Raw genomic sequence first — 18,713 nt, 5'->3', positions numbered from 1 at the left:
GTGCTGGTCTGCAACAATGGACTCGACATCCCATAACAATCAGAGCCGGATGTCGGAAGCAAACGGACAGACCAGAAAAGGATATTCTATGACCCCATTCTCCCTGTTGGCCCCCACCATCGCCCGTGACGTGCTCGATCACGCGCTGGCGCTGGGTGCCGATTTCGCCGAGCTGTTTGTCGAGCGCAAGCGCCGCAGCCAGCTCAGCCTGCTCTCCAGCCAGATAGAGAACATCAGCGGCGGCCTCGATTTCGGCATCGGTGTGCGCCTCTGTTACGGCCACAAGGTGCTCTACGGCTACACCAATCTGGCCAGCCGCGACGAGCTGCTGCGCATCGTCACCCTGCTGGCGGCCAAAGACCGCCGCGACCCAGTGGTGACCGCCACCGCCTTCGATTTCACCCGCCTGAGCGATCGCAACCCGGTGGCCCTGCCCTTGTCGGCAGACAAGCTGCTGGAGCAGAAGATTGCCTATCTGCACGCCATGGATGCGGTAGCCCGCGCCGAGAGCAGCAAAGTGAGCCAGTTTTCCGGCAACGTGCTGGGCTGGGAGCAGGAGGTGGAGATCTTCAACAGCGAAGGAGTGCAAGTGGCCGATCGCCGCCACTACAACCGCCTCATGGCCCAGACCATCGCCATGGAAGGGAGCGAGCAGAGCGTTGGTTACGAGGCCCCCGGCGCCCTGATGGGCTGGGAGCATGCCGATCGCATCGATCCGCGCGAGCTGGCCCTCACCGCCACCCGTCAGGCACTGGTGAAGCTGGGCGCGGCTCCCTGTCCGAGCGGCACCCTGCCGGTCATCATGGAGAACGGCTTTGGCGGCGTCATCTTCCACGAGGCGTGCGGCCACCTGCTGGAGACCACCTCGGTAGCCAAGAAGGCCTCAGTGTTCCACGACAAGATGGGCCAGCTTATCGCCAATCCGGTGGTCAATGCGGTGGATGAAGGCTTGCAGAGCAACGCCTGGGGCTCCATCAACGTCGATGACGAGGGGATGGCGACCCAGCATACCCAGCTCATCAAGGACGGCGTACTGACCGGCTTTCTGGTGGACAGAATGGGTGCCCTCAAAACAGGCTACGCACGCACCGGCTCCGGGCGGCGCGAATCCTACAAGTACGCCCCCACCTCGCGCATGCGCAACACCTATATCGAACCGGGCAACCACAGCCTCGACGATATGCTGGCCACCGTCGAACATGGCATCTACGCCAAGAAGATGGGGGGCGGCTCGGTACAGCCCGGCACCGGTGAATTCAACTTCAATGTGCAAGAGGCCTACCTCATCGAGCACGGCAAAATCACCAAGCCGCTCAAGTCAGCCACCCTTATCGGCACCGGCCCGCAGGTGCTGAAAGAGATCTCCATGGTGGGCCGCAATCTGGCGCTGGCCGCCGGTATGTGCGGCTCTGTCTCGGGCTCGGTCCCCACTTCGGTGGGCCAGCCGGCGCTAAAAGTGGACAATATTCTGGTGGGAGGGAACGCCTGATGAGCCAACTCGACATGAACCAACTGCTCACCCGCCTGCTGGATAAAGTGGCCGACCTCGGTGCCGAGGCAGACATCATCGCCAATCAGGAGAGAGCCTTCTCCCTCAAGGCAGACAAGGGCGAGCTGGGTGAATACAAGGTCACCAGCAGCCAGCAACTCGGTATTCGCCTGATAAAAGAGGGTCGGGTCGGCATCGCCTACTCGGAATCCCTCGATGAGCTGGCGCTGGATGCCATGCTGCAGGATGCGCTCGATGCCAGCCGCTTTGCCAAGGTTGACCCGGATCAGCGCATCTCGGTGGCCAATAGCCGGATCACCACAGATTGCGCCGAGATCAACCAGCCCGATACCACGCCGGTTGAGGAGAAGATCGCTCTGGCCCTGCGCCTGGAATCTGACATGCTGGCCATGCCCGATGTGAGCGGCGCTCCCTACAACAGCTTCTTCGAAGGGGAGAGCCAGCTCTGGCTCGCCAACAGTCAGGGCACCCTCTGCCAGCACGGCGAGTTCAGCGTCGGCTGCTACACCTCGGCGCTGGTGGAACGGGATGGCCGCCAGTCGATGCACTCGCAGGGCCAGTATGGCCGTCGCTTCGACGAGCTGGATAGCCAGGCCCTGATCGAGCAGATCTACGCCATCGCCGATGGTCTGTTGCCCGGTGAAGCGGTGCCGAGCGGTCGCTACAGCGTCATCTTCAGTACCAACTGCTTCGCCAGCCTGTTTGGCTGCTTTCAGGGCGTGCTGTCGGGCAAGTGGGCCCAGCAGGGGATCAACCCCTGGCGCAGCAAGGTCGGCCAGAGCGTGGCGTCACGCTGGCTCACTCTGGAGAGCAGGGTCTATATGCCGGGCGGCATGAACATCAAGGCGTTTGATGGCGAGGGGGCGGCCAGCTCGGATCTGCTGCTGATTGGCGAAGGGGAGCTGAAGACCCTGCTCCATAACAGCGCCACCGCCCGCCACTTTGGTGTGGCCAGCAACGGCTCGGCCGCCCGCGGTGCCCGCAGCGCCCTCGATGTGACCGCTCGCCACCTAGTGTTTGGCGCGGGCCCTCACTGTGAAGCGGAGGTGCAGAGCGGCGACTATCTGGAGCTGGTCAAGCTGGATGGCCTGCATTCGGGAGCCGATGCGGTGAGCGGCGACTTCTCCTTTGGCGCGTCAGGGTTCCTCTGTCACGATGGAGTTCGCCTGCAGCCGGTGCGCGGCATCACGGTAGCAGGCAACTTCTACCGCCTGCTGGGCGAGCTGGAAGCGGTCGGTGACACCATGCACCACAACGACAGCAAGGGCTTCTACGCCCCGCAGATCCGTTTTGGCGGCCTCTCCGTCGCGGGCAAGTAAACGCCCCGACGAAATCTGCAAGCAAGAAAAAGGCGCCTGATGGCGCCTTTTTGCTCGTTATCTCATCCGCATTGATGGCATGACTCAGGGCGAGAGCGGCTCGCGGTGATATTCGGCGCAGCCACATTCGGGGCAGGTATCGAGCTGCTGGGGGTGCAGCACGGTATGGCGCCAGCCACACTGGTCGCACACCATGACCCCCAGCCCCACCCAGTCACCCGCTTCGTAAACACCCTTGTGCTCCAGCTCGTCGGCCAGCTCGCGCCACTCCACCTGGGCGCGGTCGGTCACATCCGCCAGCCAGGACCACGCGGTGTCTTTGAGGGCCAACATAAAGGCAGACTCTTCCACCTGCGCACTATCGTCATGGCGCCCCTCGTCATAGTTGCCCAGATCCCGCTTCACGTACTCGGCGATGAGCGCCAGTTCGTCCTGAGTCAGGTCGCTGGCAGCCTCCAGATAGGCCTGCACCTTGGCAATCATCCGGTTGAGGCGCTCCCCCTGGAACTCTTCAGTCTCTTGCCACTGTTTTTGCAGCTCGGCAATGAAGGCTTCGTACCCTTTTTGACGTTTGTCCATGGCTCTAACTCCTCTACTAAACCCTGATCTGGCCCGGCTTAAGGCCCAAGGGACGCTGGCGGTTGTTGCCGCCGCAGGATATGGGTATTCTATTGCGATTTCCCAGCTGATTTATCTATTCATTTCACAGATCCGGATGTCACCAATGCAAGAGCAATACGTTCCCCAATCAATCGAACCAGCAGTGCAAAAGCACTGGGATGCCAAGAAAACCTTCAAGGCCGTGGAGAAGGTAGACAAGGAGAAGTTCTACTGCCTGTCCATGTTCCCCTATCCGTCTGGTCGACTACACATGGGGCACGTTCGTAACTACACCATAGGTGATGTGATCTCCCGTTATCAACGCCTCAATGGCAAGAACGTGCTGCAACCCATAGGTTGGGATGCATTCGGTCTGCCGGCCGAGAACGCCGCGATCAAAAACAATACCGCGCCGGCGCCCTGGACCTACGAAAACATCGAATACATGAAGAACCAGCTGAAGATGCTGGGTCTGGGTTATGACTGGGATCGTGAAGTCGCCACCTGCAAACCGGATTACTACCGCTGGGAGCAGTGGTTCTTCACCAAGCTCTACGAGAAGGGGCTGGTCTACAAGAAGACCTCCTCCGTCAACTGGTGCCCGAACGACATGACAGTGCTGGCCAACGAGCAGGTGGTCGACAACTGCTGCTGGCGCTGTGACACCCCGGTGGAGCAGAAAGAGATCCCCCAGTGGTTCATCAAGATCACCGACTACGCCGAAGAGCTGCTCAGCGACATCGACAATCTGGAAGGCTGGCCGGAGATGGTCAAGACCATGCAGCGCAACTGGATTGGCCGCTCCGAAGGGGTCAACATCAGCTTCGCCATCGAAGATCAGGCTGAGCAGCTGGAGGTCTACACCACCCGTCCGGACACCTTCATGGGCGTCACCTATGTCGGTATCGCCGCTGGCCACCCGCTGGCCCTGCAGGCCGCCGAAAACAATCCGGAACTGGCAGCCTTTATCGAAGAGTGCAAGAACACCAAGGTCGCCGAAGCCGAACTGGCCACCATGGAGAAGAAGGGCATGGCCACCGGCCTCTATGCCATTCACCCGCTGGATGGCCGCAAGGTACCGGTCTGGGTCGCCAACTTCGTGCTGATGAACTACGGCACTGGCGCCGTGATGGCGGTTCCGGCCCACGACCAGCGTGACTTCGAATTCGCCACCAAATATGGCCTCGACATCAAGGCGGTGATCAAGCCGGTTGATGGCGACGTCGACGTGAGCGACGCCGCTTATACCGAGAAAGGCGTGCTGTTCAACTCCGGCGAGTTTGACGGTCTCGACTTCCAGGGCGCCTTCGATGCCATCGCCAGCAAGCAGGAAGGGCTCGGCAAGGGCAAGCGCACCGTCAACTACCGTCTGCGTGACTGGGGTGTCTCCCGTCAGCGTTACTGGGGCGCCCCCATCCCGATGCTGACCCTGGCTGACGGCACCGTAGTGCCGACACCGGAAGATCAGCTGCCGGTACTGTTGCCGGAAGATGTGGTGATGGATGGTATCCAGAGCCCGATCAAGGCCGACGCCGAGTGGGCCAAGACCACTTACAACGGCCAGGAAGCATTCCGCGAGACCGATACCTTCGACACCTTTATGGAGTCCTCCTGGTACTACGCACGCTACTGCTCCCCGGACTACGACAAGGGCATGCTGGATCCGGCGGCTGCCAACCACTGGCTGCCGGTGGATCAGTACATCGGCGGTATCGAGCACGCCTGTATGCACCTGCTCTACGCCCGCTTCTTCCACAAGCTGCTGCGTGACGCGGGTCTGGTCAACAGCGACGAGCCGTTCAAGCGCCTGCTCTGCCAGGGCATGGTGCTTGCCGACGCCTTCTACTACAAAGACGAGAAGGGCGGCAACGTCTGGGTCAGCCCGACTGACGTCAAGGTAGAGCGTGACGAGAAGGGTCGCATCACCAAGGCCATCGATAACGAAGGCCGCGAAGTGCTCCACTCCGGCATGACCAAGATGTCCAAGTCCAAGAACAACGGCATCGACCCGCAGCTGATGGTCGAGCGTTACGGCGCCGATACCGTCCGTCTGTTCATGATGTTCGCCTCTCCGGCCGAGATGACTCTGGAGTGGTCCGACTCCGGCGTAGAGGGTGCCCAGCGCTTCCTGCGTCGCCTGTGGCGCGTCACCTTCGAACACGTTTCCGGTGGCGCCGTTGCCGCGCTGGATGTGGCTGCTCTCACCAACGAGCAGAAAGCGGTACGCCGTGAACTGCACAAGACCATCGCCAAGGTGAGCGATGACGTGGGTCGCCGTCAGACCTTCAACACCGCCATCGCCGCCATCATGGAGCTGATGAACAATCTCTCCAAGCTGGGCAACGACGAGCAGGACCGCGCCCTGATGCAGGAAGCGCTGGAAGCTGTCGTTGTTATGCTCTACCCCATCACTCCGCACATCGGCTTCGAGCTGTGGAAGATGCTGGGCAAGGGCGACGACATCGATCACGCAGCCTGGCCGGTGGCCGATGAAGCGGCCATGGTCGAGACCGAGAAGCTGGTGGTGGTGCAGATCAACGGCAAGATGCGCGGCAAGCTGACCGTGCCGGCCGAGATCAGCCAGGCCGATGTCGAGAAGCTGGCGATGGCCGATGCCTCCGTGCAGAAGTTCACCGACGGGCTGACCGTGCGCAAGGTGATCTATGTACCAGGCAAGCTGCTCAATATTGTCGCTAACTAATTGGCGGCCAACTGATTGGTTACCAACTGATCATTGCCAATCTGTGACAGCAAACGGATGATAACGGCGGGCCCTGCGCCCGCCGCTTTCCCTTAATGCAAAGAGGATTTTCTATGGGCACCATCTTCACCCGCTGGATGGCCATCGTGCTGGCTGGTCTGCTGCTGCAAGGCTGCGGCTTTCACATGCGCGGCAACGGCATTCCGAGCGAGCTGATGACCATGAAGGTCGTGGGCGACAACAAGAGCGACTTCTACCGGATGGTTACTACCCGTCTGAAGGCCTCTGGCGTGACCCTGGCCGACAAGGAGGGCATTCCGGTGCTCACTCTGGGCGGTGTAGGCAGCACCAGTCAGGTCGCCTCGGTCAACGCGCTGGGGACGGACACCGAATATGTGCTGGGCTTTGGTACCCAGTTCACCATCTCGGTACCTGGCAAGCCAACTCAGGTCTTCCCCATCAACTTCAACCGCAGCTTCCTCAACAAGCCGGATGCAGCGCTCGCCTCCTCCCGTGAGCAGGAGCAGCTCAACCGCGAAATGCAGGAGCAGGCGGCCAATCAGGTGATCCGGCAGTTGAGTCAGGTCAGCTTCTGATGCGAGTATTTTGATGAGAGTCTATCCTGAGCAATTTGGTGACCACCTCAAAGCAGGGCTTCGGCCCTGCTATCTCGTTTTTGGCGACGAGCCCCTGCTGCGACTGGAGGCCATCGACGCCATCCGTCAGATCGCCCGCAAGCAGGGTTTCGATGAGCGCCACACCTTCGTGGTGGAACAGGGGCTGGACTGGAATCAGGTCTACGATGCCTGTCAGGCCATGAGCCTCTTCTCCGCCCGTCAGATCATCGAACTGGAGCTGCCCGCCAAGGTGGACAAGGATCTCGCAGCCCGCATCAGCGAAATCGGCAGACAGCTTCATCCCGACCTGCTGCTGGTGCTGAGTGGCGGTCGCCTCAACCAGACCCAGATGAAGGCGGCCTGGTTCGACAAGCTCTACCAGATTGGCACCTATGTGCCGGTCAACCATCCGGAGCCCAAGTTCTTCCCGCGCTGGATGAGTGCCCGCTTTGCGCGTTTCGGCCTCAAGGCGCTGCCGGATGCCATCAACTTCATGTGCCACTCCTACGAGGGCAACCTGCTGGCCGCCAGCCAGGAGATCGAGAAGCTGACCCTGCTCTCGCCGCCCCAGCCCATCAGCGTCACCTATCTGCAAGAGACCATTATCCGCCACGCCCACTTCACCCCGTTCCAGCTGGTCGATACCCTGCTGGAGGGCAAGGTGAACCGGGCCCAGCGCATTCTGGCCGCCCTGCGGGCCGAAGGCACCGAGCCGGGGATGCTGGCTTGGACCCTCTGCCGCGAGCTGGAGCAGCTGACCGAGCTGTCGTTGGCGATGCGCAACGGCCAGCCGCTGGGTGAGCACTTCAGCCGCCTGCGCATCTGGCAGAGCCGCCAGCAGCTCATTCAGCAAGCGCTGACCCGACTGCCGTTTGCCAAGTTGCAGCAACTGTGGCAACTGATGGCCCAGCTGGACGATGCCCAGCGCCGCTTCGATACCGAGCAGGCCTGGCTGATGTTGCAGACCATTGCCCTCGGCTTTCGTGATGGCACCCCGCTGCCGCTGGTGATGGAGAGCAGCCCGTGCTGAAGGCGCCCATTGGCCTGCTTGGAGGCACGTTCGATCCTATCCATATCGGCCATCTGCGCCCGGCCATCGAGGCGCGCGATACCCTCGGGCTGGCCGAGATGCGGCTGATCCCGAACCATATCCCGCCCCACCGTGCCAATCCGTTCTGCTCCAGCGAACAGCGCCTTGCCATGGTCAAACTGGCGGCGGCAGAGAACCACCACTTTGTGGTAGATGAGCGGGAGCTGAAGCGGGATAAACCCTCTTACACCATCGATACCCTGATCGAGTTGCGTCATGAACTGCCCGACACGCCGCTCTGTTTTCTGATGGGGATGGATTCCCTGCTGAGCCTGCCAAGCTGGCACCGCTGGCAGGAGCTACTCGACCATGCCCATCTGGTGGTGAGCGTGCGACCGGGCTGGCAACCGGAGTATCCGACCGAGGTGGCGCAGCTGCTGGCGCGCCATCACACCACAGATGCCAACGCGCTGCATCAGCGTCTGGCCGGTCATATCTGGCTGGCGGACAACCAGCCCATCGAACTGTCAGCCACCCGACTGCGGGCCTTGCTGGATGCGGGGCAAGACACCCGCTACCTCTTGCCCGAGTCGGTTGCGCACTATATTGATCAACAGGGGCTCTACCGCGCCAACCGCCGCTAGCCCCTGTCGTAATCCCGCCCCACCCGATGGGAAACGGGAGTGACCATGATATAATCCGCCGCCCTGACGCAAACGCTGCGCGCCGGAATACAGGAGAGACTCATTGCAAGGCCAAGAATTGCATGCCTTTATCATCGACAAGATCGATGACATGAAAGGCCGCGACATCATCACCCTCGATGTACGCGGCAAATCCAGCATTACTGACACCATGATCATCTGTTCCGGCAACTCCAGTCGTCACGTCAGCGCCATTGCCCACCATCTGGCCAGCGAGGCCCGCCACGCGGGTCTGGATCTGCTGAGCGTGGAAGGGCAACTGAGCGGTGAATGGGTGCTGGTAGATATGGGCTCGGTGATCGTGCATGTGATGCAGGATGAACACCGTGACTTCTACCAACTGGAAAAGCTGTGGAGCGGTGCCGCTCAAATGAATACGCAATAAGAGCACAAGTGTAACGACCATGAAGATCCAGTTGATTGCGGTGGGCACCAAGATGCCCGCCTGGGTAGAGCATGGCTTCGAAGAGTATCGTCGCCGCTTCCCCAAAGACATGCCGTTTGAACTCGTCGAGATCGGCGCAGGCAAACGGGGCAAAAATGCCGACATTCCCCGCATCCTGCAGAAGGAAGGGGAAGCCATGCTGGCGGCTGCGGGGCGTTCGCGCATCGTCACCCTCGACATTCCGGGCAAACCCTGGACCACGGAGCAGCTGGCGACCCAGCTGGAGGCTTGGAAACTCGATGGCCGCGATGTCGCGCTGCTGGTAGGCGGGCCGGAAGGCTTGTCCCCCGAGTGCAAGGCTGCCGCCGAACAGAGCTGGTCACTGTCACCGCTCACCCTGCCCCATCCGCTGGTGCGGGTGCTGGTGGCCGAGAGCCTCTATCGGGCCTGGAGCATCACCACCAATCATCCGTATCATAGAGAGTGAGCCATGCGTCTCTGGAGTCTCACCGCTCATATTCACCCCTATCACAGAGAGTGAACAATGCAGTTCCTGCTCTTATTGCCCCCAAGGGTCTTGAGGTAAAGGCATGCTGAAACAACGCATCGAAATGCGCGATCACAGTGCCGAGGGCAATCTGTTCTTCCGGCGCACCCTGGTAGCCTACATCGGCATCGTCGTGCTGATGCTGGTGCTGCTGGGCAATCTCTATTATCTGCAGGTCGAGTCCTACGACACCTACCAGACTCGCTCCAACTCCAACCGAATCCGCGTGGTGCCGGTGGCACCGCCACGGGGCCTCATCTATGACACCAACGGTGTGCTGCTGGCGGAAAACCGCCCGGTCTACAGTCTGGAAATCGTGCCGGAAGAGACCAAGGATCTCGAAAAAACCGCCGACCAGCTGATCACCCTGCTGGGTCTGCCGGAGGGCACCAAGGAGAAGTTCCTCGCCGAAGTGAAGCGCCAGCGCCGCTTCAAGCCGGTCCCCCTCTACGAGAAACTGACCGAATATCAGGTAGCCCTCTTCTCGGTCAACCAGCATAACTACCCGGGCGCCAGCATCGAGGCCTACCTCAAGCGCTACTACCCGTTTGGTGACACCCTCACCCACGCTTTGGGATATGTGGCCAAGATCAACACCCGTGACGTGGAGCGCCTCGAGAAGGAAGAAAAACTCGCCAACTACGCGGCCACCAAGGATATCGGCAAGCAGGGGGTGGAGAAGTATTACGAGGATGAGCTGCACGGCGTGGCGGGCTATCAGGAGGTCGAGGTGAACAACCGCGGCCGGATTGTCCGCACCCTCAAGTTCCAGCCACCTATTCCCGGCAAGGATATCTACCTCAATATCGACGTCCGGATGCAGCTCAAGGCCCAGCAACTGCTGGCTGGCCAGCGCGGTGCCATCGTGATGATGGACCCGAAAACCGGCGCCATCCTGGCCCTGGAGTCGAGCCCGAGCTATGACCCCAACCTGTTCGTGACCGGTATCTCCAGCGCCAACTACTCGGCGCTGCTCAACGATCCGGCGCGGCCGCTGGTCAACCGCACCACCCAGGGCATTTATGCCCCTGCCTCTACCGTCAAGCCCATGATGTCCATCATGGGTCTCAACGAGGGGGCCATCACCCCGGGCTACCGCTATTTCGGCGGCCCGAGCTTCTCCATTCCCGGTACCACCAAGAAGTTTCGCGACTGGCGCCGCTGGGGTCATGGCTGGCTCGACGTCTATCGCGCCATCGAGGTCTCGGCAGATACCTACTTCTACGATCTCGCCTATCGGGTCGGCATCGACAAGATCCACAGCTATATGACCAAGTTCGGCTTCGGTCAGTACACCGGGGTCGATCTTTATGAAGAGACCAAAGGAGTCATGCCGTCCCGTGACTGGAAGATGGCCCGTTGGCGCCAGCCCTGGTATCAGGGTGACACCATCTCTGTCGGTATCGGTCAGGGCTACTGGAGCGCCACCCCGCTCCAACTGGCCAAGGCAATCAGCATCCTGACCCAGAATGGTCACGACGTCACCCCGCACCTGCTCAAGAGCACCGCCTCCCAGGCGGGGGTGGTCGATGCCCCCATCAACCCCAATATCGCCCTCAAGCTCAAGAACGACAGCTTCTGGAAAGTGGCGCAGGATGGGATGTGGCGAGTCAACCATGGCAGTGAAGGCAGTGGCCGTCACTCGTTTGCCAAGGCGCCTTACTCCTCAGGCGGCAAATCGGGCACAGCCCAGGTAGTCGGTTTGAAGGAAAATCAGGTTTACAACATCAAGACGGTCAAGGCGGAGCATCGCGATAACGCTTTGTTCGTTGCTTATGCCCCCTTCGAGGCACCCAAAGCGGTGGTAGCTCTGGTACTGGAAAACTCCATCGGAGGTGGTGGTGGTCGAGCTGCATCGCCCATTGCACGCCAGATGCTGGATGCCTATCTGCTGCCCCCTGATCCGCAACTGCCACCGGCACCGGCACCGGAAAAGCCGTCCCAACCGAGTGAGGTCGCTCCCAATGAGTAATTCTGCCCGCCAGCAGAGCATCTGGTACAAGCTGCATATCGACTTGCCCCTGCTGCTCGGTCTGCTGGCCGTGATGACCCTCTCCATGGTGGTGCTCTACTCCGCCTCCGGTCAGGATATGGACTCCATCGTGCGCCAGCTGGTGCGCGGCGGTCTCGCCTTTGCTCTGATGATCGGCCTGGCCCAGCTGCCCCCCTCCCTCTACGCCCGCTGGTCGGTGCCGCTATTCGCCGTGGTGGTGCTGATGCTGATTGCGGTGGACGTGTTCGGCCACATCGGCAAGGGGGCCCAACGCTGGCTCGATCTGGGCTTTATGAAGTTCCAGCCCTCCGAGGTGATGAAGCTCTCCATGCCGATCATGGTGGCCGCCTGGCTCAGTCGCCACTCGCTGCCACCCAAGTTCAGCCATGTGGTGATCGCCCTCATCATGGTGCTGCTGCCCACCCTGCTGATCGCCGCCCAGCCTGACCTTGGTACCTCCATTCTGGTGGCCGCCTCCGGCTTCTTTGTCATCTTCCTGGCAGGGCTCAGCTGGTGGCTGATCGGCTTGGCGGTCCTGCTGATGCTGGCCTTTATGCCGGTGCTCTGGTTCTTCCTGATGCACGACTACCAGCGCCAGCGAGTGCTGATGCTGCTCGACCCGGAGAAGGACCCGCTCGGTCGCGGCTATCACATCATCCAGTCCAAGATTGCCATCGGCTCCGGCGGCGTCTTTGGCAAGGGGTGGCTGCAAGGGACCCAGTCCCAGCTGGAGTTCCTGCCCGAGCGCCATACCGACTTCATCTTCGCAGTATTCAGCGAGGAGTTCGGTCTGGTAGGGGTTGCCCTGCTGCTGGTGCTCTACCTCTACGTCATCAGCCGCTGCCTGTTTATCTCGATGCAGGCCCAGAACAGCTTCGAGCGACTGCTGGGCGGCGCCATCACCCTCACCTTCTTCGTCTATGTGTTCGTCAACATGGGCATGGTGAGCGGCATCTTGCCGGTGGTAGGGGTGCCCCTGCCGCTGGTGAGCTATGGCGGCACCTCCATGGTGACCCTGATGGCCGGATTCGGTATCCTGATGTCCATCCAGACTCATAGAAGACTGCTCGCCTGATGAGACGGGTCGGATTGCTGCTCTCGCTCGCCACCACGATGGCGACCGCCGCCGTAGCGCCGGATCGGTTGGCCCTGCTCGCCGACCAGCAGCAGGTGCCGCTGGCGGAGCTGCAGGCCGCGGTCGCCCGCGCCCAATTACGGCAGGAGGTGCTCGACACCATCAGCAAGCCGTGGGAGGCCAAACCCTGGCATCGCTACCGGCCGCTGTTTGTTACCCCGGATCGCATCCGTGATGGCCAGCAGTTCTGGCAACAACATGCCGAGACGCTGGCCCGCGCAGAGCAGACCTATCGGGTGCCCGCCTCGCTCATCGTGGCCATCATAGGGGTAGAAACCTTCTATGGTCGCCAGATGGGCCGTCATCCGGTGCTCGATAGCCTCTACACCCTGGGGTTCCACTACCCGGAGCGGGCGGACTTCTTTGCCAAGGAGTTTGCCCAGCTGGTGGTGCTGGCCAAAGAGGAAGGGTGGCAACTCGATGCCCTCAAGGGCTCCTATGCCGGCGCCATGGGGATGGGGCAGTTCATGCCCTCCAGCTACCGCCACTACGCCGTCGATTTTGACGGGGATGGCAAGCGGGATCTGTTTGCCAACCCGGTCGATACCATCGGCAGCGTGGCCAACTATTTTGCCAGCCACCAGTGGCGCTGGGGCGAATCCGTGGTGGAACCGGCCCAGATCGGGTTGATGGCAGTCGAACCTCTACTCAGGCCTGAGCCCGAGTTAACACAACAGTGGTCAGAACTGGCGGCGGCAGGGATTGAGCTCGCCACGCCGCTGGCCCCACAGACGCCGGTCAAGTTACTGGCGTTTGCCCAAGCCGATGGACCGGAATACTGGGTCGCACGGCATAACTTTTATGTGATCACCCGTTACAATCGCAGCCCACTCTATGCGATGGCGGTGTATCAACTTAGCCAAGCCATTCAGGAAGCGTATGCATCTTCGTCACAAACTCCTCCCACTCAGCCTGAGCTTGTTGCTGGCCGCCTGTAGCAGCCAGCCGGAACAGAGCGCCCCCGTCGAGCCGCAAGCACCGGTCAGCAAGCCACCCGTTATCGAGATCCCGCAAGCCACCGGCGCCATTCCGCGCCCCGAGCCCCTGAGTGCCAGCGGCAACCGGGACTACTGGATCGGCAAGCAGAAGCATGAGGTGTGGCGCGACATCAAACACTACAGCGAAGAGGGCACCGCCAGCTGGTTGTCGCCGGATCTGGACGGCCAGAAGACCGCCAACGGCGATGTGCTGGACAGCAAGCTGTTCAGTGCCGCCCACCGCAACCTGCCCATCCCGAGCTATGTGAGGGTCACCAATCTGGACAACGGGCTGGAGACCATAGTGCGGGTCAACGACCGCGGCCCGTTCAACAGCCCGCGCCTGATCGACCTCTCCTACGCAGCGGCCAAGCAGCTGGAGATGGTCGATAGCGGTGAGGCCCGAGTACGGCTGGAGCTGATCAGCGACACCCCGGATCAGATGGTGATCATGGAGCCGATGAAGCCGATCGAAATGACTCCGACCACTCCGGCTGCGGCCTCCAACACGCTGTCGCAAGATGGCTTCCTGGGTGAACCGACGGCACTGGCGATGGCTACTCCCGCTGCCGAACCCGCTCCCGTCAAGGCGCCCGCCGCCAAGCCAGCCAAAGCGGCACCTGTCACGCCAGCACCAGCCAAGGCTGCAGCGCCCGCCAGCAGTGGTGATGGCAAGATGATCCAGGTTCTGGCCAGCGGCTCCCGGGATCGGGCCGAGGCGATGGGCAAGGTGATGACCCAGCGTTACGGCGTGCCCTACCGGATCGATGCCCATGGCGCCATTTTCCGAGTACTGATTGGCCCAGTCGCCGCCGATCAGCAGGCAAGTGTGCTGGAAAAAGTACGTCAGGGCGGACTGGAACAGGCCTTTATCGTGCCCTGATCGCCCCCTTTTGCCGCGGATGTGACTAACCGCTTACTCACTGTCATCACGTCGTTTTATGGCGTGATGACAGGGAGTGATGGATAAAAAACCAGTTCTGATCGCCATCTCGGGCTATAACCTGCGGGCGCATCTGGTATAGTTAGGCCCGCATTTTATCCCCATCTGGCTCGCAGGAATTTCAAGATGTCCAAATTTGCCCGTTCAGTTCTTCTGGCCTCACTGATCAGCGTAACCGCCCAGGCCAATACGCCGGTGCCGACACCGACCCCGAATGCCATGCCCATGGTGGTTCCCGCCGCGCCGGAGATCTCCGCCAAGGCCCATATTCTGATCGACTACTACTCAGGTCAGGTGCTGGCCGAGCAGAACGCCGAAGAGCGTCTGCCGCCCGCCAGTCTGACCAAGATGATGACCTCCTACATCATCGGCCAGGAGCTGCTGAAGGGGAACATCAAGCGCACCGACATGGTGACCATCAGCCAGAACGCCTGGTCCAAGAACTACTCCGACTCCTCCAAGATGTTTATCGAGGTGGGCAAGCAGGTCTCCGTCGATGATCTCAACAAGGGCATCATCATCCAGTCCGGCAACGACGCCTGCGTCGCCATGGCCGAGTTCCTGGCAGGCAGCACCGACTCCTTCGCCAGCCTGATGAACAGCTGGGCCGCCAAGCTCGGCATGAACGACAGCCACTTCATGAACCCGCACGGTCTGGATGCGGAAGGTCACTACAGTACCGCTCACGACATGGCCCGTCTGGGTCAGGCGCTGATCCGCGACCTGCCGGAGGAGTACAAGATCTACTCCCAGAAATCCTTCGTGTTCAACGGCATCACCCAGCACAACCGCAACCGCCTGCTGTGGGATCAATCCCTGCAAGTGGATGGCATCAAGACCGGCCACGTCAGCCAGGTCGGCTATAACCTGGTCTCCTCTGCCACCAACAACGAAGGCATGCGCCTGATCGCCGTGGTACTGGGCGCCAGCAGCGAAGCCTCCCGCGCCGCCGAGAGCAAAAAACTGCTCACCTATGGCTTCCGCTTCTTCCAGAGCCTGACCCCGTACAAGGCAGGCACCGAGCTGGTCACCCAGAAGATCTGGATGGGCGACAAACCGGAAGTGAAACTGGGCGTCGACAAAGATGTCTCCGTGCTGGTCACCCGCGGTCAGGGCAACAACCTGAAGGCTGATTTCCAGCTCGACAGCGAACTGAAAGCGCCGCTGGCCAAGGGTCAGCGCGTCGGTACCGTGTTCCTGAAACAGGGCGACAAAGAGATCAAGCAGGTGCCGCTGGTTGCCCTGGAAGAGGTGCAGGAAGGTGGCTTGATGAGCCGTCTGTGGGACTACCTGGTACTGCTGGTCACCAGCTGGTTCAAGTAATCCAACGCACGATCCTCACCAAACAGCGGCGCCAACAGGCGCCGCTGCTGTCTGTGACCGGCAAAGGCAGTGAATAACCCTGTAAACTGCAGGTTCCGCCTTACCCTGATTTGTGGTAAAAAGCAGCACTTCCATCCTTGTCTGACCGATCCTGGCCTTGATCCCGGTCCGGGCAGCGCCCATATAGTTATGAGCCGTGCCCATATAGACTTGAAATGGCGGCCTCCACGGGCCATCGGCCACTAGCCATCCAAGATGAAGTCATCCCGGTGATGACGCAAAAGGTGAGTAAATGAATACCAAGTTTGATGAACTGCTGGAGTTTCCCTGCAAATTCCCGTTCAAGGTACTCGGCGTTGCCGACCCGGCACTGCCGGAAATGGTGGTTGAAGTGCTGCAGCAGCACGCCCCCGGCACCTACAGCCCGACCGTCCAGCCCAGCTCCAAGGGCAACTACCACTCGGTCCGCGTGACCGTGACTGCCCAGAGCAAGGAGCACATCGAAGCGATGTACCACGCCCTTGGCAAGATCGAGCTGGTGAAATACGTACTGTAATTTCTCTCTCGCCCCGTTCTGCGGGGCGACTGTTTTTGGCCGCAGCACGCCGCGAGGACGCCATGTCATCCCAGATCCCCGCCCAGTCCAGCCTGATTGTCAGGCAGCTGGGTTGCCGCCCCTACCAGCCGGTATGGGACGCCATGAAAGCCTTCACCGACAACCGCACCAGCGACACCCCGGACGAGTTCTGGGTGGTCGAGCACGATCCCGTCTACACCCAGGGTCAGGCCGGCAAGGCCGAACACCTGCTCAATCCGGGCAATATCCCGGTGGTGCAGAGCGATCGCGGCGGTCAGGTGACCTATCACGGCCCGGGCCAGCTGGTGCTCTACGTACTGGTGGATGTCCGCCGCTGCAAATTCTCGGTTCGCGAGCTGGTGACCGCGCTGGAGACAGCCATCATCAATACCCTCGCCAAAAGCGATATCCAGGCTTATGCCAAGGCCGATGCCCCCGGGGTCTATGTGAAAAATGACCTTGGCATGGAGGCAAAACTGGCCTCGCTGGGTCTGCGCATCCGCAAGGGGTGCTCATTCCACGGGCTGGCCCTCAACATCAACATGGACATGACCCCCTTCCTGCACATCAATCCGTGCGGCTATGCGGGCATGGCCATGACCCAGACCAGCGCCCTGGGCGGCCCGCAAAGCGTGGCCGAGGCGCAATCCATTCTGGTGGCCGAACTGGCCCGCCTGATTGGCTACCAAACAATAACAAACACCGAGAGTGAATCATGAGCAAACCCGTTCGTATGGAGCCGGGCGTCAAGCTGCGCGATGGCGACAAGATGGCCCTGATCCCGGTGAAATTCATGCCGGATCCCAACGAAGAACTCCTTCGCAAGCCGGACTGGATGCGGATCAAGCTGCCCCCCTCCAGCCAGAAGATCGAACACATCAAGAGCACCTTGCGCAAAAACAAGCTGCACTCGGTCTGTGAAGAGGCCTCCTGCCCCAACCTGGCGGAGTGCTTCAACCACGGCACCGCCACCTTCATGATCATGGGCGCCATCTGCACCCGTCGCTGCCCCTTCTGCGACGTGGCCCACGGCCGCCCGCTGGCACTCGATCCGGAAGAGCCGAAGAAGCTGGCGCTGACCATCAAGGAGATGAACCTCAAGTATGTGGTGATCACCTCGGTGGACCGCGACGATCTGCGCGACGGCGGTGCCCAGCACTTCGCCGACTGCATCCGCGAGATCCGCGAGCACAGCCCGCAGACCCGCATCGAGATCCTGACTCCGGACTTCCGTGGCCGGATGGAGCAGGCGCTGGCGGTGTTCCGCGAAACCCCGCCGGATGTCTTCAACCACAACCTGGAAACCGCGCCGCGCATGTATCGCGTCGCCCGCCCGGGTGCCGACTACAAGTGGTCGCTGGAGCTGCTGCGCCGCATCAAAGAGATGCACCCCCACGTACCGACCAAGTCCGGTCTGATGATGGGCCTTGGCGAGACCAACGAAGAGATCGTCGAGGTGCTCAAGGATCTGCGCGCCCACGGCGTCAACATGCTGACCCTGGGTCAATATCTGCAGCCGAGCCGCCACCACCTGCCGGTCAAGCGCTACGTGCCGCCAGCAGAGTTTGACGAGCTGAAAGATGTCGCCATGGAGCTGGGCTTTACCCACGCCGCCTGTGGTCCTTTCGTTCGCTCTTCCTACCATGCTGATCTGCAAGCCAAGGGCGAAGAGGTCAAATGATCTCGCACGACAGAGTGGCCAAGTAACTGCCACCCTCGCAATGAAAAAGAGCGCCTATTGGCGCTCTTTTTGTTGGTGTCACTGACCGTTGCTGCTTGATCTACTTCAGTAGCCGTGGTCGAAGATCCCCTGCTGATGCCAGCGTTGCAACTGGGCCAGCACCCGGGTCTCTCGCGCCGTCCACTGGGGACAGGGCCCCGCCAGCTGGGTTTTGTTGGTCTGCAGCGCTTCGTCGAGGGCAAACCAGCCGGGTACGAAGCCAAGGCGGATCTCGTAGGGCTGTGGCTGCGGGACCACCAGCTGATCGCCAATCCGGCACAAGTAGTAGAGCGAGCGGATGCAGTAGGCATCGAACCCCGGCTCGCGGGCGGCGCGATATTCACGGGTCTCGCCAAGCAGGCCCCCCACTTCCCGCAGCTCGGCACCGCACTCCTCCAGCAGCTCGCGAGCGAGCGCCACATGGTGGCTCTCCCCCGCTTCAATGCCGCCCCCGGGGAACATCAGATCGCCGTTGACCCGGGAGTGAACGAGCAGCAGCTCGTCGCCACGGGGCACCACGGCACGTACCGTGAGGCGCTCAAGAGTACGACCATCGGTACGTACCTCGCCATGAACGAAAGAGAGATCGAACGGATTGGGCCAGCAGCTGGCCGGGGAGAGCGTCGTCATCA

Annotated in this window: 18 protein-coding genes; 16 read left to right on the top strand and 2 right to left on the bottom strand. The window is 61.1% G+C overall.

Annotated elements, in window-relative coordinates:
- The first annotated feature begins 88 nt into the window (after positions 1 to 88).
- Both ACTG19_RS18045 and ACTG19_RS18040 read left to right on the top strand, forming a co-directional pair.
- A complete protein-coding gene (locus ACTG19_RS18045) occupies positions 89 to 1,489 on the top strand; it encodes a TldD/PmbA family protein (protein ID WP_439989366.1) in 1,401 nt (466 codons plus the stop codon).
- On the top strand, positions 1,489 to 2,829 hold the full coding sequence (locus ACTG19_RS18040; protein ID WP_439989365.1) for a TldD/PmbA family protein: 1,341 nt from the start codon (positions 1,489 to 1,491) through the stop codon (positions 2,827 to 2,829). Before ACTG19_RS18045 ends, ACTG19_RS18040 begins: the two co-directional genes overlap by 1 nt.
- Before the next feature lie 84 nt (positions 2,830 to 2,913).
- Here the strand turns inward: ACTG19_RS18040 and ACTG19_RS18035 are convergent, their stop codons facing one another.
- Entirely contained in the window at positions 2,914 to 3,408 is a 495-nt protein-coding gene (locus ACTG19_RS18035; RefSeq protein WP_005335155.1) for a zinc ribbon-containing protein, read from the bottom strand.
- A 145-nt stretch (positions 3,409 to 3,553) separates the two neighbouring features.
- Here ACTG19_RS18035 and leuS point away from each other — a divergent pair, with 145 nt between their 5' ends.
- The 14 genes from leuS (at position 3,554) to lipA (ending at position 18,042) form a co-directional block, all read left to right on the top strand.
- A complete protein-coding gene (gene leuS, locus ACTG19_RS18030) occupies positions 3,554 to 6,130 on the top strand; it encodes a leucine--tRNA ligase (protein ID WP_439989364.1) in 2,577 nt (858 codons plus the stop codon).
- A 113-nt stretch (positions 6,131 to 6,243) separates the two neighbouring features.
- Positions 6,244 to 6,726, top strand: coding sequence for an LPS-assembly lipoprotein LptE (locus ACTG19_RS18025; protein ID WP_005335160.1), 483 nt, complete (start codon positions 6,244 to 6,246; stop codon positions 6,724 to 6,726).
- 13 nt (positions 6,727 to 6,739) lie between these two features.
- A complete protein-coding gene (gene holA / locus ACTG19_RS18020; protein WP_113739671.1) occupies positions 6,740 to 7,777 on the top strand; it encodes a DNA polymerase III subunit delta in 1,038 nt (345 codons plus the stop codon).
- Positions 7,771 to 8,421, top strand: coding sequence for a nicotinate-nucleotide adenylyltransferase (gene nadD / locus ACTG19_RS18015; protein ID WP_113739670.1), 651 nt, complete (start codon positions 7,771 to 7,773; stop codon positions 8,419 to 8,421). The genes holA and nadD overlap by 7 nt, the downstream gene beginning before the upstream one ends.
- A gap of 103 nt (positions 8,422 to 8,524) precedes the next feature.
- A complete protein-coding gene (gene rsfS, locus ACTG19_RS18010) occupies positions 8,525 to 8,866 on the top strand; it encodes a ribosome silencing factor (protein WP_005335165.1) in 342 nt (113 codons plus the stop codon).
- Positions 8,867 to 8,885: 19 nt separating this feature from the next.
- Entirely contained in the window at positions 8,886 to 9,353 is a 468-nt protein-coding gene (rlmH, locus tag ACTG19_RS18005; protein WP_005335166.1) for a 23S rRNA (pseudouridine(1915)-N(3))-methyltransferase RlmH, read from the top strand.
- Between the two features lie 103 nt (positions 9,354 to 9,456).
- The gene (mrdA, locus tag ACTG19_RS18000; RefSeq protein ID WP_113739669.1) at positions 9,457 to 11,385 is read left to right on the top strand and encodes a penicillin-binding protein 2; all 1,929 of its coding nucleotides are present in this window, start codon (positions 9,457 to 9,459) and stop codon (positions 11,383 to 11,385) included.
- The gene (rodA, locus tag ACTG19_RS17995) at positions 11,378 to 12,481 is read left to right on the top strand and encodes a rod shape-determining protein RodA (RefSeq protein ID WP_005335170.1); all 1,104 of its coding nucleotides are present in this window, start codon (positions 11,378 to 11,380) and stop codon (positions 12,479 to 12,481) included. The genes mrdA and rodA overlap by 8 nt, the downstream gene beginning before the upstream one ends.
- Positions 12,481 to 13,479, top strand: a complete 999-nt coding sequence (mltB, locus tag ACTG19_RS17990) for a lytic murein transglycosylase B (protein WP_113739667.1) — start codon at positions 12,481 to 12,483, stop codon at positions 13,477 to 13,479. The genes rodA and mltB overlap by 1 nt, the downstream gene beginning before the upstream one ends.
- Positions 13,421 to 14,401 (top strand): septal ring lytic transglycosylase RlpA family protein, encoded by a 981-nt coding sequence (locus tag ACTG19_RS17985; RefSeq protein ID WP_113739666.1) that lies wholly within the window; start codon positions 13,421 to 13,423, stop codon positions 14,399 to 14,401. Before mltB ends, ACTG19_RS17985 begins: the two co-directional genes overlap by 59 nt.
- A 186-nt stretch (positions 14,402 to 14,587) precedes the next feature.
- Complete coding sequence (locus ACTG19_RS17980) at positions 14,588 to 15,784, top strand: D-alanyl-D-alanine carboxypeptidase family protein (protein ID WP_005335176.1); 1,197 nt, start codon at positions 14,588 to 14,590, stop codon at positions 15,782 to 15,784.
- Between the two features lie 292 nt (positions 15,785 to 16,076).
- The gene (ybeD, locus tag ACTG19_RS17975) at positions 16,077 to 16,340 is read left to right on the top strand and encodes a DUF493 family protein YbeD (protein ID WP_005335178.1); all 264 of its coding nucleotides are present in this window, start codon (positions 16,077 to 16,079) and stop codon (positions 16,338 to 16,340) included.
- 62 nt (positions 16,341 to 16,402) lie between these two features.
- A complete protein-coding gene (gene lipB, locus ACTG19_RS17970; RefSeq protein WP_439989363.1) occupies positions 16,403 to 17,080 on the top strand; it encodes a lipoyl(octanoyl) transferase LipB in 678 nt (225 codons plus the stop codon).
- Positions 17,077 to 18,042 (top strand): lipoyl synthase, encoded by a 966-nt coding sequence (lipA, locus tag ACTG19_RS17965; protein WP_181223069.1) that lies wholly within the window; start codon positions 17,077 to 17,079, stop codon positions 18,040 to 18,042. The genes lipB and lipA overlap by 4 nt, the downstream gene beginning before the upstream one ends.
- A 105-nt stretch (positions 18,043 to 18,147) precedes the next feature.
- Here the strand turns inward: lipA and ACTG19_RS17960 are convergent, their stop codons facing one another.
- The gene (locus tag ACTG19_RS17960) at positions 18,148 to 18,711 is read right to left on the bottom strand and encodes an NUDIX domain-containing protein (protein WP_429150779.1); all 564 of its coding nucleotides are present in this window, start codon (positions 18,709 to 18,711) and stop codon (positions 18,148 to 18,150) included.
- Positions 18,712 to 18,713 lie beyond the last annotated feature (2 nt).

Origin of the sequence: Aeromonas sp. 3P, from assembly GCF_051919745.1 — a bacterium.
GTDB lineage: Bacteria > Pseudomonadota > Gammaproteobacteria > Enterobacterales > Aeromonadaceae > Aeromonas > Aeromonas veronii.
This window is presented reverse-complemented; position numbering and strand designations above follow the sequence as displayed.

Excerpts from the sequence above, each read along its gene's own strand:
- ACTG19_RS18045 (WP_439989366.1), top strand. The coding sequence starts at position 89 with ATGACCCCATTCTCCCTGTTGGCCCCCACCATCGCCCGTGACGTGCTC.
- ACTG19_RS18040 (WP_439989365.1), top strand. The coding sequence starts at position 1,489 with ATGAGCCAACTCGACATGAACCAACTGCTCACCCGCCTGCTGGATAAA.
- ACTG19_RS18035 (WP_005335155.1), bottom strand. The coding sequence starts at position 3,408 with ATGGACAAACGTCAAAAAGGGTACGAAGCCTTCATTGCCGAGCTGCAA.
- leuS (WP_439989364.1), top strand. The coding sequence starts at position 3,554 with ATGCAAGAGCAATACGTTCCCCAATCAATCGAACCAGCAGTGCAAAAG.
- ACTG19_RS18025 (WP_005335160.1), top strand. The coding sequence starts at position 6,244 with ATGGGCACCATCTTCACCCGCTGGATGGCCATCGTGCTGGCTGGTCTG.
- holA (WP_113739671.1), top strand. The coding sequence starts at position 6,740 with ATGAGAGTCTATCCTGAGCAATTTGGTGACCACCTCAAAGCAGGGCTT.
- rlmH (WP_005335166.1), top strand. The coding sequence starts at position 8,886 with ATGAAGATCCAGTTGATTGCGGTGGGCACCAAGATGCCCGCCTGGGTA.
- mrdA (WP_113739669.1), top strand. The coding sequence starts at position 9,457 with ATGCTGAAACAACGCATCGAAATGCGCGATCACAGTGCCGAGGGCAAT.
- rodA (WP_005335170.1), top strand. The coding sequence starts at position 11,378 with ATGAGTAATTCTGCCCGCCAGCAGAGCATCTGGTACAAGCTGCATATC.
- mltB (WP_113739667.1), top strand. The coding sequence starts at position 12,481 with ATGAGACGGGTCGGATTGCTGCTCTCGCTCGCCACCACGATGGCGACC.
- ACTG19_RS17985 (WP_113739666.1), top strand. The coding sequence starts at position 13,421 with ATGCATCTTCGTCACAAACTCCTCCCACTCAGCCTGAGCTTGTTGCTG.
- ACTG19_RS17980 (WP_005335176.1), top strand. The coding sequence starts at position 14,588 with ATGTCCAAATTTGCCCGTTCAGTTCTTCTGGCCTCACTGATCAGCGTA.
- ybeD (WP_005335178.1), top strand. The coding sequence starts at position 16,077 with ATGAATACCAAGTTTGATGAACTGCTGGAGTTTCCCTGCAAATTCCCG.
- lipB (WP_439989363.1), top strand. The coding sequence starts at position 16,403 with ATGTCATCCCAGATCCCCGCCCAGTCCAGCCTGATTGTCAGGCAGCTG.
- lipA (WP_181223069.1), top strand. The coding sequence starts at position 17,077 with ATGAGCAAACCCGTTCGTATGGAGCCGGGCGTCAAGCTGCGCGATGGC.
- ACTG19_RS17960 (WP_429150779.1), bottom strand. The coding sequence starts at position 18,711 with ATGACGACGCTCTCCCCGGCCAGCTGCTGGCCCAATCCGTTCGATCTC.